This is a genomic window from Nocardia sp. MH4 (assembly GCF_019266065.1).
In the GTDB taxonomy this organism is placed as follows: domain Bacteria; phylum Actinomycetota; class Actinomycetes; order Mycobacteriales; family Mycobacteriaceae; genus Nocardia; species Nocardia canadensis.
The window spans coordinates 1-12,253 of sequence record NZ_LPNR01000026.1 but is presented as its reverse complement, the minus strand read 5'-3'; the positions used below and the strand labels follow the sequence as shown (position 1 = coordinate 12,253).

General features: G+C 70.3%; 12 protein-coding genes and 2 pseudogenes. 8 read left to right on the top strand and 6 right to left on the bottom strand.

Annotation, left to right across the window (positions count from 1 at the left end):
• Positions 1–775, top strand: a pseudogene (locus tag ATM97_RS00795) (hypothetical protein); the annotation flags it as partial.
• A 1-nt stretch (position 776) separates the two neighbouring features.
• On the opposite strand, the gene ATM97_RS00790 reads toward ATM97_RS00795, so the two are convergent.
• Entirely contained in the window at positions 777–2,204 is a 1,428-nt protein-coding gene (locus ATM97_RS00790) for an amidase (RefSeq protein WP_218715968.1), read from the bottom strand.
• Positions 2,205–2,354: 150 nt separating this feature from the next.
• On the opposite strand from ATM97_RS00790, the gene ATM97_RS00785 reads away from it, so the two are divergent.
• The 5 genes from ATM97_RS00785 to ATM97_RS00765 all read left to right on the top strand — a co-directional run bounded on the left by ATM97_RS00785 (position 2,355) and on the right by ATM97_RS00765 (position 6,000).
• Positions 2,355–3,221 (top strand): alpha/beta fold hydrolase, encoded by an 867-nt coding sequence (locus ATM97_RS00785; RefSeq protein WP_218715967.1) that lies wholly within the window; start codon positions 2,355–2,357, stop codon positions 3,219–3,221.
• Positions 3,208–3,810 carry a TetR/AcrR family transcriptional regulator gene (locus ATM97_RS00780; protein ID WP_218715966.1) on the top strand — a complete coding sequence of 201 codons (603 nt, stop codon included), beginning with the start codon at positions 3,208–3,210 and terminating at the stop codon, positions 3,808–3,810. The genes ATM97_RS00785 and ATM97_RS00780 overlap by 14 nt, the downstream gene beginning before the upstream one ends.
• A 54-nt stretch (positions 3,811–3,864) precedes the next feature.
• A complete protein-coding gene (gene recO, locus ATM97_RS00775; RefSeq protein WP_218715965.1) occupies positions 3,865–4,641 on the top strand; it encodes a DNA repair protein RecO in 777 nt (258 codons plus the stop codon).
• A 118-nt stretch (positions 4,642–4,759) separates the two neighbouring features.
• Entirely contained in the window at positions 4,760–5,572 is an 813-nt protein-coding gene (locus tag ATM97_RS00770; RefSeq protein ID WP_218715964.1) for an isoprenyl transferase, read from the top strand.
• A 74-nt stretch (positions 5,573–5,646) separates the two neighbouring features.
• Positions 5,647–6,000 (top strand): YbjN domain-containing protein, encoded by a 354-nt coding sequence (locus ATM97_RS00765; protein ID WP_255586597.1) that lies wholly within the window; start codon positions 5,647–5,649, stop codon positions 5,998–6,000.
• A gap of 3 nt (positions 6,001–6,003) precedes the next feature.
• Here ATM97_RS00765 and ATM97_RS00760 read toward each other — a convergent pair whose 3' ends face one another.
• Positions 6,004–6,756 (bottom strand): hypothetical protein, encoded by a 753-nt coding sequence (locus ATM97_RS00760; protein WP_308248320.1) that lies wholly within the window; start codon positions 6,754–6,756, stop codon positions 6,004–6,006.
• Positions 6,757–6,863: 107 nt separating this feature from the next.
• Entirely contained in the window at positions 6,864–7,472 is a 609-nt protein-coding gene (locus ATM97_RS00755) for a TetR/AcrR family transcriptional regulator (RefSeq protein WP_218715962.1), read from the bottom strand.
• A gap of 103 nt (positions 7,473–7,575) precedes the next feature.
• On the opposite strand from ATM97_RS00755, the gene ATM97_RS00750 reads away from it, so the two are divergent.
• Positions 7,576–8,550 (top strand): hypothetical protein, encoded by a 975-nt coding sequence (locus tag ATM97_RS00750; RefSeq protein ID WP_218715961.1) that lies wholly within the window; start codon positions 7,576–7,578, stop codon positions 8,548–8,550.
• Between the two features lie 108 nt (positions 8,551–8,658).
• On the opposite strand, the gene ATM97_RS34825 is transcribed toward ATM97_RS00750, so the two are convergent.
• Positions 8,659–10,269, bottom strand: a complete 1,611-nt coding sequence (locus ATM97_RS34825; RefSeq protein ID WP_218715960.1) for an FAD-dependent oxidoreductase — start codon at positions 10,267–10,269, stop codon at positions 8,659–8,661.
• A gap of 172 nt (positions 10,270–10,441) precedes the next feature.
• Between ATM97_RS34825 and ATM97_RS00740 the strand changes: the two genes are divergently transcribed.
• Positions 10,442–11,242, top strand: a complete 801-nt coding sequence (locus ATM97_RS00740; RefSeq protein ID WP_218715959.1) for a hypothetical protein — start codon at positions 10,442–10,444, stop codon at positions 11,240–11,242.
• 6 nt (positions 11,243–11,248) lie between these two features.
• Here ATM97_RS00740 and ATM97_RS00735 read toward each other — a convergent pair whose 3' ends face one another.
• Positions 11,249–12,019 (bottom strand): ESX secretion-associated protein EspG, encoded by a 771-nt coding sequence (locus tag ATM97_RS00735; RefSeq protein WP_218715958.1) that lies wholly within the window; start codon positions 12,017–12,019, stop codon positions 11,249–11,251.
• Positions 12,006–12,253: pseudogene (locus tag ATM97_RS00730) on the bottom strand (hypothetical protein); the annotation flags it as partial. The gene ATM97_RS00735 and the pseudogene ATM97_RS00730, both read right to left, overlap by 14 nt.

Sequence of the window (12,253 nt, the reverse complement as noted above, 5' to 3'; positions counted from 1 at the left end):
CGCGGCCGCCGCGTTGGGCGCGCCGGTGGCGCCGACGGCGCGCGTCGCCGGTCCGGGAACTCCGCGCGGACCGATCGGTCATCCGGGCCCCGCCGCCGGGACCCCGCCCACCGCTGTCCCGGTCGGCCACTCCTGGGCACCGACTCCGTCGCCCCGCGCCGTGACAGTGCCGGTGTCCCGTCATCGGCTCCTGGCCGCCGGGGCGGTGGCCGGACTCACCCTCGCGCTGGTAGCTGCCGGTGCCGTCGCGCTGAATCGCGACGAGTCGCCCGCCGCCGCGCCCACGATCTCGGCGGCGCCGACCACGGCTGCCGAATCGGCATGGGGCGCGCACGAATACATCGTCCGTGCCCTGCCCGAGCTGCTCCCGCGTACGCCGTTCGCGAGCGGCTACCAGGGCGCACGGTGCGCGGCCGTCGACAAGGAGCACCGGCCGATCGCGCTCGACCAGCACGACGGCGTCGGCCGGCTCAGCTGCAACGGTGACCGCGATCCCGTGGAACGTATGACGGTGTACTGCAACGGCGACCGCACGCCGAGCAACGCCCGGCCGTTCGTGGAAGCGACCGAGATCCGGGAGGAGAACTGGGAGCGGTCCTCGGGGCGGGGCAGGCTCATCGTCCAGAACATGCCGGGTCTGCGCGCGGGCACCACGTCGGGGGCGCTCGTCGTCCAATTCGACGACCCGGCACGGAACTTCTGCCTGGTCAGCATTATCGGCGCCACCAACGGCGCCGAGCTCTACGACCGGTGGTGGCCGACCGCCCCGTTCTGACTCACCACCACGGCGTGGGTCGCGCCCGCTCCCACCGCAGTTCCGCTTCCAGCTGAGCCGCCAGCGAGATCAGCATCGGCTCGGAGTTCGCGGTACCCATCAGCTGCGCGCCGATCGGCAGTCCGGCGTCGGTGAAACCGGCGGGCACGTTCACGCTCGGCCAGCCCAGGACATTCCACGGCCAGGTGTAGGGACAGGCGGCGGTGATCAGAGCGTTGGTCGCCCCGACGCCGATCCCGTCGATCTCCTCGGCACGCGGGGGCGGGGTGGCGGTGGTCGGGGCCAGGACCAGGTCGTAGTCGTCGAAGAACGCGCCGATCCGTGTGCGCAGCAACGGCTCGGCGCGGCGTGCGGCCGCGAGCACGGGACCGCCGAGCAGTCCGCCCAACCGGGCGTTGGCCGTGGTGCGCGGGTCGACGATCGCCTCCGGCATCGCGTCGCGCACGCGCGCGATCCCCGCCATCGAGCGCGGCAGGAACGACGCGCCGATCATCAGTCCGTAGTGCAGGTCGGCCACGGTGACCGTGTGCCCGAGGCCGCGCAGCGTCGTCGCCAGTGCGTGGACGGCCGCCGCGATCTGCGGGTCCAGCGCCGTCTTGGTCGCGGTGAACGGAATCCGCAGGGAGAGCGCGATTCTGAGCTTGCCGGGGTCGCGCCCCACGGCGGCGCTCGCGTCGATCGGCGCCGGGGTGTGCAGGTCGCCGCGGTGTGGTCCGGCGGTGACGTCGAGCAGCAGAGCGGCATCGCCGACGGTGCGCGCCAACGGCCCGTTGACGGTGAGCCCGTAGAACGCCTCGGCGTGCGGCCAGGTGGAGATGCGCCCGCGCTGCGGCTTGATCCCGACCAGGTTGTTCCACGACGCGGGGATGCGCACCGAGCCCGCGCCGTCGGAACCCAATGCGGCGGGCACCAATCCGGCCGCGACCGCCGCGGCGGAACCGCCCGAGGAGCCACCGGGGGTGCGCGTGCGATCCCAGGGGTTGCGAGTGTGGCCGAAGGCCTCTCCGCTGGTGAACGGGAGTTGGCCCAGCTCACAGGTATTGGCCTTGCCCACGATCACCGCACCGGCGGCCCGCAACCTGCGCACCGATTCGGCGTCCTCCGTCTTCGGCGCGAACTCGCCGCCGCAGCCGAAAGCGGTGATCTCCCCGGCGATATCGGTGTCGTCCTTGACCGCGATCGGGACGCCGAGCAGCGGCAGCCGTTCGCCGGCGGCCAGACGCGCGTCGGCGTCGGCGGCTTCCCGGAGCGCGGCCTCGCGGCGGACGGTCCGGAAGGCGTTGAGCGTCGGCTGCGCGGCCTCGATCCGGTCGAGCGCCTCGGTCACGGCCGCGACGGAGGAGACGCTGCCGTCGGCGAGCGCGGCGGACATTTCGGAAAGGCCGAGGTCGGCCGAGGGCTTCGGCGCGAGGCGGTCGGGCGCGGACATGTGAGCTCCGTCTCTGCAGGTAGTGGGGTCGACCGTAGCCCCGAGCTGGTCGCTCGTCCACATACCCTGGGTGGATTTCTCGGGTATAGACATACATTCCGTATGTATGTAACAGTGAAGAGGCCCAGCATTCGACCAGGGGAGGACCCCATGGGAATCAGCTCAGCACTCGGCCCGGCGCGCGAGATCGCCCTGTCGTCCGGCCGTATCCGCTATCACGACACCGGCGCCGGCTCGCCGGTCGTGTTCGTGCACGGCCTTCTCGTCAACGCCGACCTCTGGCGCGGGGTGGTCCCCGGCCTGGTCGCCGCCGGACACCGCTGCCTCACCCCCGACTGGCCGCTCGGATCGCACTCGATCCCGCTGCCCGACGCCGATCTCACCCCCACCGGCATCGCGGATCTCATCGCCGAGTTCCTCGATGCGCTCGACCTGACCGACGTCACCGTCGTCGCCAACGACACCGGCGGCGCGCTCACCCAGATCCTGATGACCCGCAGGCCGGAACGGATCGGCCGGGTCGTGCTGGCCGCCGTCGACTGTTTCGAGGTCTTCCCGCCGCAGCCGTTCGCGGCGCTGCTGAAGGTGGCGAAACTGCCCGGTGCGGTCGCCCCGTTGCTCGCGCCGATCCGGTGGAAGCCGATGCAGCGGCTGCCGCTCGCCTTCGGACTGGTGACCAAGCATCACCTGCCGGCCGACATCGCACGGTCCTACCTGGGGCCCGCCCAGCGCAGTGCCGCGATCCGTGCCGACCTGCGTCGCTTCGCCGCGGGCGTGGACAACCGGGTCACCCTCGCGGCCGCCGAACGCTTCGCCGAGGTCGACTTCCCGGTGCTGGTGGTGTGGTCCACCGAGGACCGGCTGTTCCCGATGACACTGGCGCAGCGGCTCGTCACCGCCCTGCCGAAGGCGAGTCTGCGTACCGTCGACGACTCCTACACCTTCGTGCCCGAGGACCGGCCGGAGTTGCTCGCCGAACTGATCGTGGAGTTCACTCGGCTGCATGCAGCGCCGTAGTCAGGAGGATCGCTCCCGCACCACCCGAGCTGCGCTCGAGCAGGCAGGCCGCAGCCTGTTCGCCGAGCGCGGCTTCGCCGCGACCTCGGCCGAACAGCTGGTGGCCGCCGCCGGTGTCACCCGCGGCGCCCTGCAGCACCACTACGGCGACAAGCGCGGGCTGTTCCTGGCCGTACTCGAGCAGATCGAGACCGAAGCCACCGCGGAGATCGCGAGCGCGGTCGTCGCCGTCGCCCCCGACGATGTCGTCGCGGGCATGACCGCGGGTCTGGCCTGTTTCCTCGACATCTGCGCTCGCCCGGAAATGCTGCGTGTGGTCTTGATGGACGCCCCGACCGTCCTCGGCTGGCCCGCCTTCCGCGAATTCGAATCCCGGCACGGCCTCGGCCTGATCACCGGCCAACTGCAACGCGCCGTCGACTCCGGTCTCGTCCCGGCCGTCCCGGTCCCGGTCCTCGCGCAGCTGCTGCTCAGCGCCATCACCGAAGCCTCGCTCATCGTCGCGCACGCCGAGGACGCGGAGCGCGCCCGCGCCGAGACCCAGCAATCCCTGCTGCTGCTCATCGCCGGTCTGCTCCGGCGGGACTGACCGGCCCGCCGTGTCCGTGGTGGCGGTGTCGGGTCGACGTGGAAGACTGAGGCCGTGCGGTTGTATCGGGATGAGGCGGTGGTGGTCCGTCAGCACAAGCTGGGCGAGGCCGATCGCATCGTCACGCTGCTGACCAGGCAACACGGTCTGGTGCGCGCGGTCGCCAAGGGAGTGCGGCGCACCAAGTCGAAGTTCGGGGCGCGGCTCGAGCCGTTCGCCTACATCGACGTGCAGCTGCATCCGGGCCGCACGCTCGACATCGTCACCCAGGTGACCACGGTCGAGGCGTTCGCCGCCGACATCATCGACGACTACGGCCGCTACACCACCGCCTGCGCGATCCTCGAGACGGCCGAACGCCTGGCGGGCGAGGAACGCGCACCGGCGCCGAAACTGCACGCGCTCACCGCGAGCGCCCTGCGCGCCATCGCCGCCAAGCAGCGCCCGCACGAACTGATCCTCGACGCGTATCTGTTGCGCGCCATGGGTTTCGCCGGTTGGGCGCCCGCCCTGGACGACTGCGCCCGCTGCGCGACGCCGGGCCCGCATCGCGCGTTCCATGTCGCGGCGGGCGGCGCGGTCTGCGTGCACTGCAGGCCGCCGGGCGCGAGCACCCCGGCCGCGGGGGTCCTCGACCTGCTCGTCGCCCTGCTGAAGGGGGAGTGGGACTACATCGCCGGCGTCCCCGACAACATCCGCCGACAGGCCAGCGGCCTGGTCGCCGCTCACCTGCAGTGGCATCTGGAACGGCAGCTGCGCACGCTGCCGCTGATCGAGCGAAGCCGTGCCGATACGGGCGAGTACCGCTCGGTCGCGGGCGGCGTCGGCTGAGCGGCCCGACCGCGGCGAGCGGGCCGGTCCGGCCGGATCGGTCGCGCACCTGCCGCCGCAACCCTCGATCCGGGCCATCCGCGGAGCCCGTGCGGGCCGTGCTCGACGATCAGGCAGGATGGATGCCGTGATCCTGCGTCGTGACTCCTCCACCGCGAGCAAGCCCGCCCGCACCGTGCGCCCGCCGTCTGCGCATCCCTCCGGTGCGCGTCCGCCCGCGATCCCGCCGGAGCTGGTCCCCAACCACGTCGCGCTGGTGATGGACGGCAACGGCCGCTGGGCGCAGGAACGTGGCCTGCCGCGCACCGCCGGACACGAACGCGGCGAGGCCGTGCTCATGGACTCCGTCGAGGGCTGTATCGAGATCGGCGTCAAGTGGCTGTCCGCCTACGCCTTCTCCACCGAGAACTGGCGGCGCAGCCCCGACGAGGTGCGCTTCCTGATGGGCTTCAACCGCGATGTGATCCGCCGCCGCCGCGACGAGATGCACGAGATGGGTGTGCGCGTGCGCTGGGCCGGTCGCCGACCGCGCCTGTGGCGCAGCGTGATCAAGGAGCTCGAGATCGCCGAGGAGCTCACCAAGGACAACGACGTGATGACGCTGACAATGTGCGTCAACTACGGCGGCCGCGCCGAAATCGCCGACGCCGCACGCGAGATCGCGCGCCGGGTGGCGGCGGGGGAGATCGATCCGGAGAAGATCGACGAGGCCACCGTCGCCCGGTACCTCGACGAACCCGATATGCCCGACGTCGACCTGTTCCTGCGTCCCTCCGGGGAGTTCCGCAGCTCGAACTTCCTCATCTGGCAGGCCGCGTACGCCGAATTCGTCTACCAGGACACGCTTTTCCCCGACTTCGACCGGCGTAACCTGTGGGACGCGTGCCTGGAATACGCCAAGCGCGATCGTCGCTTCGGCGGCACCAAATGAGCGACGGAGCCGAGATGGACGCGGTGGTCACACCCGAACTGGACCTGCAGGCGCGCACCGGCGCCTGTCTGCAGATGCAGGACATCGATGTCCGCGTCGACGCCGACGGCTCGCTCGGCTTCGAATACGACGGCGCGCTGTGCTCGATCCGCGCGGTCACCCTGGCGCCGGGCCTCACCGTGCTGTCGCTGACCAGCGTGCTGGCCTGGGATCGCCCGCTCAAGCCGCAGCTGCACAAGCGCGTCGCCGAGCGCAACAACGAGATCCAGTTCGGCTCGGTCACCCTGATCGGGCGCGGCAAACTGGGCGATGTCATCCTGCGCTACACGTTCCCCGCCGAGGGCCTCGACGATCAGGCCCTCACCACCATGCTGCTGCTCACGCTGTCCGGCGCGAGCAGGGCCAGGCAGGGGCTGCTCGCGCCGTAGGCGTCAGTTCGAGGGCTTCCAGGTGATCTTGCCGCCCTGGAAATCCTGGGCCTTGCCGCCCTGGTAGTCGTATTCGTCGCTGGTCGGGTAGCCGTAGCGGCCGCCTTCGGAGCCCGCCCGGATCCAGTCGGCCTGGATGCTGCCCCACACCGCGTGCGCGCCGGTCGACGAGGACCAGTAGATGGCGCCGGTCGGGAACATCGAGAACTGGCCGTCGCCCTTGCCTGCCTTGGAGACGTCGCTGAGCGGGAATCCCAGCGGGCTCGACTCCCAGCCGAGCGCGGCCCACTTGTCCCGGATCGGGCCGCTGATCTGGTGCGCGCCGGTGCCGACCGACCAGTAGATCGACCCCTTCTGGAAGTGGTTGTAGCGGCCGGTACCACCCGGGGTCGACTCCTCGCGAGTGACCGGATAGCCGAGCTTGCCGCCCTCGTTGCCCAGCTCGGCGAACTTGTCGCGGATCTGCCCGGCGACGGTGTTGGCGTTGGTGTCGGGGTGCCAGTAGATCGCCGCGTTGTTGGCGAAGGTCTGGTACTTGCCGCCCGCCGCGGCGTCGGATTCGGGGGAGGTGGGGTCACCGAGCGCGGGGCCGCCGGCCTGGTCGTATTCGATCTCGATCGCGCCGCCCACCTCGAATCCGCCGATCATGCGTGCCTGCGCGGTGCCTGCCACGGCGACGGGCAGGACGGCCGCCACGGTCGCGGTAGCGAGGGCGGCGATGCCGCGTGATCGAAGGGTTCGTCGGTGCAATGCCACAGGAAACTCCCTGGTCGGATCGATTGTCGGCGGTTCGGTGGCCCCACGACCCCACCTGTGCCGCACCCGAACCTACCCGTTCCCCGGCGTCGGTAACAGTGAGCTTTCTAACGATCCCGGGCCGGGTCGATCGGCAGCAGCACCTCGACGCCTCTGGCCATCTCTTCCGGATCGACGTCGCCGAGCAGCAGATGTTGCAGGATGAAGCCGGGCATGATCCCGATGATGGTCTTGGCCAGTGCGTCGACATCGGCGTCGGCCGGAATCCAGCCGAGCTCGCGCATCCGCACCACGTATTCGCGCCACAGATCCCGCATGGTGGCGATGCCCTCGCGCACCGGTAGACCGGCTTCCGGCTGCACCAGTGCCAGCGCCCAGGCCTGCGGCGCCAAGCGCAACGGCCCGTCCGCGCCGCTGTGCTTGATCACCTCGGTGGTGAGCAGCCGGACGACTTCGGCGGGCACCGGCGGCGTCTCGGCGCGGATGATCTCGGCCAACCGCGACCTCAGCGGCACCATCGTCTGGAGAACCAGGGCCGCGATGATCTCGTTCTTGCTGGTGAAGTACCGGTAGACGGCCCCCGCCGACAACCCGGCCTCGGCGAACACATCCTGCATCGAGGTCTCGTGGAAACCCCTCTTGGCGAAGCAGAGCTGCGCGGCGTCGAGGATCTGCTGCCTGCGACGTTCGAGGTGTTCTTCGCTGACTCGGGGCATGACTCAAAGTAAAACGAATATCCGTTCTTGACAAGCGCGGGCTCTCGATGCCACCGTGGAACCACCAAAAAGAACGAACATTCGCTTTAAGGGGAGAACCGCCATGACGATCACTCGACGAGCGGTCGCGCTCGGTCTCGCGGCCACCGCGCTGCAGGCTCTGCTCCTGATCGCCTTCGCCTGGCCCGCCGTCAACCTCGCTCCGCGCGACCTGCCCATCGCCGTCACCGGTCCGCAGGCCGCGCAGGTCACCCAGCAACTGCAGCAGCGCAGCCCCGACGCCTTCGAGATCACCACCCTCGCCGACGCGGACGCCGCCCGCACCGCGCTCACCGACAACGAGGTCTACGGCGCCATCGTCACCGGCCAGGGCGCACCGCAGGTCCTGGTCGCCTCGGCCGCCTCACCCGCGGTCGCCCAGCAACTCACCGCCCTGGCCCAGCAGTTCGGCGGCGCGCCCGCCACGCCGGTCCAGGACGTCGTCGCCACCGACCCCGACGACCCGCGCGGCGCCGGCTTCGGCTCGATGGTGCTGCCCCTGGTGATGTCCGGCATCGCCGCGGGTGTGCTGCTCACCCTGCTGATCCCCGGTTTCGCCGCCCGGCTCGTCGGCCTGGTCACCTTCGCTGTCGCCGGCGGTCTGCTCAGCACCCTGGTCTTCCACACCTGGCTCTCGATCGTTCCCGGCTCCTACCTGGAACTCGCCGCGATCGCCGGCCTGGCCGCGTTCGCTGTCGCCGCCACCCTCGTCGGCCTGGCCGCCGCGATCGGCCGCCCCGGTATCGGCCTGGGTGCCCTGACCATGCTCCTCATCGGCAACCCGTTCTCCGCCGCCACCTCCGCCCCCGAACTCCTCCCGCAGCCCTGGGGCACCATCGGCCAGCTGTGCCCGCCCGGCGCGGCCGCGTCCCTGCTCCGTTCGGTCGCCTACTTCGACGGCGCGGGCGCCCTGGCCCCCCTCGCGGTCCTGCTCACCTGGTCGGCTGCCGGTCTCGCCCTGCTCGGCCTGGGCGCCCTGCGCTTCCGCCCCACGCCCGCCCCGGACGCCACCTCCACCCCGGTCGCCGTCGCCGCCTGACATCCCCGCCGATGTTCCGCACGATCTTCGTGCGGAACATCGGCGCGTTCCGGATCGCTCCGGTTTCCGTCGAAGGAGTGCGAGCGATCGAACCCGTTCGGCTGAACCTCAGCCCTTCAGGATCAGGTCGGCGCATTTCTCGCCGATCATGATGGTGGGCGCGTTGGTGTTGCCGCCGGTCACGCTCGGCATGATCGAGGCGTCGGCGACTCGGAGGCCGTCGATTCCGCGCACTCGCAGTTGCGGATCCACGACCGCGCGCTCGTCGACACCCATGCGGACCGAACCGACCGGGTGATAGACGGTGTGGATGCGGTTCGGTAGTTCTTCGCGCATCGCCGCTTCGTCGGTGAAGGGTGCGCCGGGAACGATTTCGCCCTCGTTGTCGCCGGTTCCCGCCATGATCGCGCGGACCATGTCGATGCCCTCGAGCAGCACCTCGGTGTCCTCGGGTGCGGTCAGATACGCCGGATCGATGAGCGGTGCGGCGGCCGGATCCGCCGAGGCCAACCGCACGGTGCCACGGCTCTCCGGGTAGATGAGGGCGGGGAAGACGCTGTGACCCGGCTTCTTGGTGGCCGGAACGACTCGCTTGTCGGAGTCCTGATTCGGCGACGGATACACCCAGTAGAGGCTGAGTAGTTGCAGGTCGGGAATGTCGTGGGCATGCGAGGTGCGCACGAAGGCGACGGATTCGAAGGAGGAACCGGCGGCCCACGACGATCCCGGACGAATCCGTTCGGCCGCCAGTCCGCGCAGGAAATACGGAGCCGTCGGCCTGCGCAACGCCGAATTCATCGCGAAGGACAGGGGGACGAAGAGGTGGTCGTGCAGATTGTCGCCCACCGGCAGATCCGCGACGACGGCGATGCCGTGCTCTGTCAGGTGCGCGGCCGGGCCGATCCCGGACAACTGCAGAATCTTCGGTGACCCGAACGCGCCGGCCGAGACGACGACCTCGCGCGAGGCCCCGATCACCTGCGTGCCGCCGTCGACCACGATCTGCACGCCCGTCGCGCGGGAGCCTTCGATCACGATCTTCGTCACTCGCGCTTGCGTGCGCACGGTGAGATTGGGCAGCGGATCTTCGTGCAGGTAGCCCTTGGCCGCGGAGTACCGCACACCGTTCGCGGCGCTCTGCTGAAAAACCGCGACCCCTTCCTGGCTCTCGCCGTTGTAGTCGTCGATTCTCGGCACACCCAGGCGCGTTTCGGTGGCGTCCATGAACGCGCGCGCCGCGTCGGTGATGGTGTGCTGGCGGGTGACCTTGATCGGACCACCGGACCCACGCCATTCGCTCGCGCCGTCCTCCCAGTCCTCCATCCGCTGGAAATAGGGCAGGACGTCCTCGTAGGCCCACCCGTGACAGCCCTCGGCGGCCCAGTCGTCGAAATTCTTCCGGTGACCCCGGACGAAGAGCATCCCGTTGACCGAACTCGATCCGCCGAGGATCCGGCCGTGCGTCATGGGGATCCGGCGGCCGAGCGCGTGGCGCTGCGGGATCGACTTGTCGCCCCAATCGAACAGCTTCTTCAGCTGCGGCGTCGAGTGCATGACGTTGATCGCGCCGGGAATCCGGAACAGCATTCGGGCCCAGCCCTTGTCGTCCGGGCCACCCGCTTCCAGCAGCACCACGGACGCGCCGCTCTCGGCGAGCCTGCGCGCGACCGCACAGCCCGCGCTTCCCGCTCCCACAACGACGTAGTCGGCCTCGGTCACAGCGCTCTCCGGTCGGGAGTCGACCCGACGACCTCCGAATTCTAGCGCGGCACGTGTCACATCAGAAAGCGCTCGTTAGCATCGGTGTGAGCGACTGCTGGTGTCGCGGTGGCCGTTTCTGAGTGGAGGAATCGTCGTGGGCGGTCTGGCGGTGGTATCGCGGGTGAGGCGAATGTCCGGGCGGGGGATAGGGCTGCTCGCGATTGCGGCGGTGCTGCTCGGCGTCTCGTTCGTGGTCGTTCCGGGGATGGCGGCGGGGTGGGGTTCCGCGGGCGGGATCGGAAACGAGGGGGAGCTGCGAGACGCGTTGCGGGTGGCGTTCGTCGGGTACTGGAGTTCCGGGGCAGGGGAATTCTCGCCCGCGCTGAATGAGGTGGTGGCGTACTGGTTTCGGTATCACGTGGCCAAAGCCGTGATCGCGGCGGTGCTGCTGGGGGTTCTGACGGTGCTGGCCGTCGCGTTGTGGAACGCCGTCGGCCGGGAAGAGGACGCGCGGTGGGGGCGCCGCGTCGCCCTCGGGGCGGCCGGGGCGGGCGTCACGACGTGCGCGCTCGTCGCGGTGCTGGCCGTGATGGCGAATGTGCAAGGCGCGGTGGCGCCCTACGCCTCCCTGCTACCGATGCTGTTCGACGACCCGGTGGGTCCGGAACTCGCGGGGACCGTGACAGACGTCGGTCGGCAGCTGGCCGCAGCGGGTTCGTCGCCCGCGCTCGAGGTGATGATCGGTGACTTCACGCGCTATCACGTCGCGATGGTGGTGATCGCGTCCATGGTCGCCGTGGGGTGTGCCGTCGCGACGGTGGTGTTGTGGCGGCGGGCCGGAAAGTCCTCGGCGGAGCGGGGCGTTCTCGCCGGGCTCGGGTTGCTCACGATGGGACTGACCGTGGTGTTCGTCGTTGTCGCGGTGGCGAATACCTCGACGGTCGCCGAACCCGTGCCCGCGTTGCAGGCACTGTTCGACGGCGGGTGGTGAGCGAGCTCAGGCGAGGCGTTCGTCGGGTTCCCCGAACTCCTGGTGGTAGCGCTGGGCGCGGGCGAGCATGCGGCGGATGCCGGCGACCATGCGGTCGGTGGGCAGGGGTTCGGCGATGATGGGATCGCCGGTCTTGACGTAGTAGCGACCGTCGTCGTAGTCCATCCACCAGAAGGTGCGGCCGGGGCTGGGGCGGGCGTCGACGGCGGGGCCGGAGAAGGCCGAGATCTCGCCGAAGGCGTGGCGTCTGCGGCGGAAGATGCGATTGAGCTGGTCGGCGGAGCTGAGCTGACCCGCGCGGTACTCGAAGTGTTCCTCTTCGGCGGCGAGTTGTTCGCGCCGGACCTCCACCGGGGGCTTGGTGCCCGGCTTGGCGCGGGGCAGCGCCGCGACCGCGAGGGCGGCGACCTGATCGGCCGTGCAGTAGGTCATGACGACGTCACCGCCGACGTCCTCGGCGGGGCCGCGGGCCTGCGTCAGGGTCGCGCCTGCGCGACCGCGGATCGCGCCGTGGAAGCGGACCACATTCGAATCATCCTGTCCGATATAGCCTTTGGATTCGACCCTGGCGTCGGGTTCGAGCAGGACGGCCAGCGCGTGCTCGACCGCCGGATCGTATTTGCCGAGCAGATTCTCGACCGCAGCCTCCCGATGCCGCTTCAGCTCCTCGAAGTCGGCGATATCGGTGCGGTACTGCAACGGGTAGGGAAGACGGTCACGGCCGTACCCCGACCACAGGATCTCGAACTCGATGCCGGTGAACTCAGCCCGCTGCACTGTCGCTGTCTCCGCCGATCACCGGGGGCACGGTCCGCAGCCCGTCCGTGCCGATCAATAGTTCGCCGTTCTCCTGAGTGATCAGGTAGTCGGGCACGCCCTTGGTCCGTTCGTCGTCGGACCCGCCGCGCGCGCCCGGTGCGCCCATGCCACCCATCCCCGCCGCACCGCGGGCTCCACTCGCCGCACCCGCTCGACCTGCCGCGGCGGCCGCCGCGGCAGGGGATTGACCGC

Excerpts from the sequence above, each read along its gene's own strand:
- ATM97_RS00790 (WP_218715968.1), bottom strand. The coding sequence starts at position 2,204 with ATGTCCGCGCCCGACCGCCTCGCGCCGAAGCCCTCGGCCGACCTCGGC.
- ATM97_RS00785 (WP_218715967.1), top strand. The coding sequence starts at position 2,355 with ATGGGAATCAGCTCAGCACTCGGCCCGGCGCGCGAGATCGCCCTGTCG.
- ATM97_RS00780 (WP_218715966.1), top strand. The coding sequence starts at position 3,208 with ATGCAGCGCCGTAGTCAGGAGGATCGCTCCCGCACCACCCGAGCTGCG.
- ATM97_RS00770 (WP_218715964.1), top strand. The coding sequence starts at position 4,760 with ATGGATGCCGTGATCCTGCGTCGTGACTCCTCCACCGCGAGCAAGCCC.
- ATM97_RS00765 (WP_255586597.1), top strand. The coding sequence starts at position 5,647 with ATGCAGGACATCGATGTCCGCGTCGACGCCGACGGCTCGCTCGGCTTC.
- ATM97_RS00755 (WP_218715962.1), bottom strand. The coding sequence starts at position 7,472 with ATGCCCCGAGTCAGCGAAGAACACCTCGAACGTCGCAGGCAGCAGATC.
- ATM97_RS00750 (WP_218715961.1), top strand. The coding sequence starts at position 7,576 with ATGACGATCACTCGACGAGCGGTCGCGCTCGGTCTCGCGGCCACCGCG.
- ATM97_RS00740 (WP_218715959.1), top strand. The coding sequence starts at position 10,442 with ATGTCCGGGCGGGGGATAGGGCTGCTCGCGATTGCGGCGGTGCTGCTC.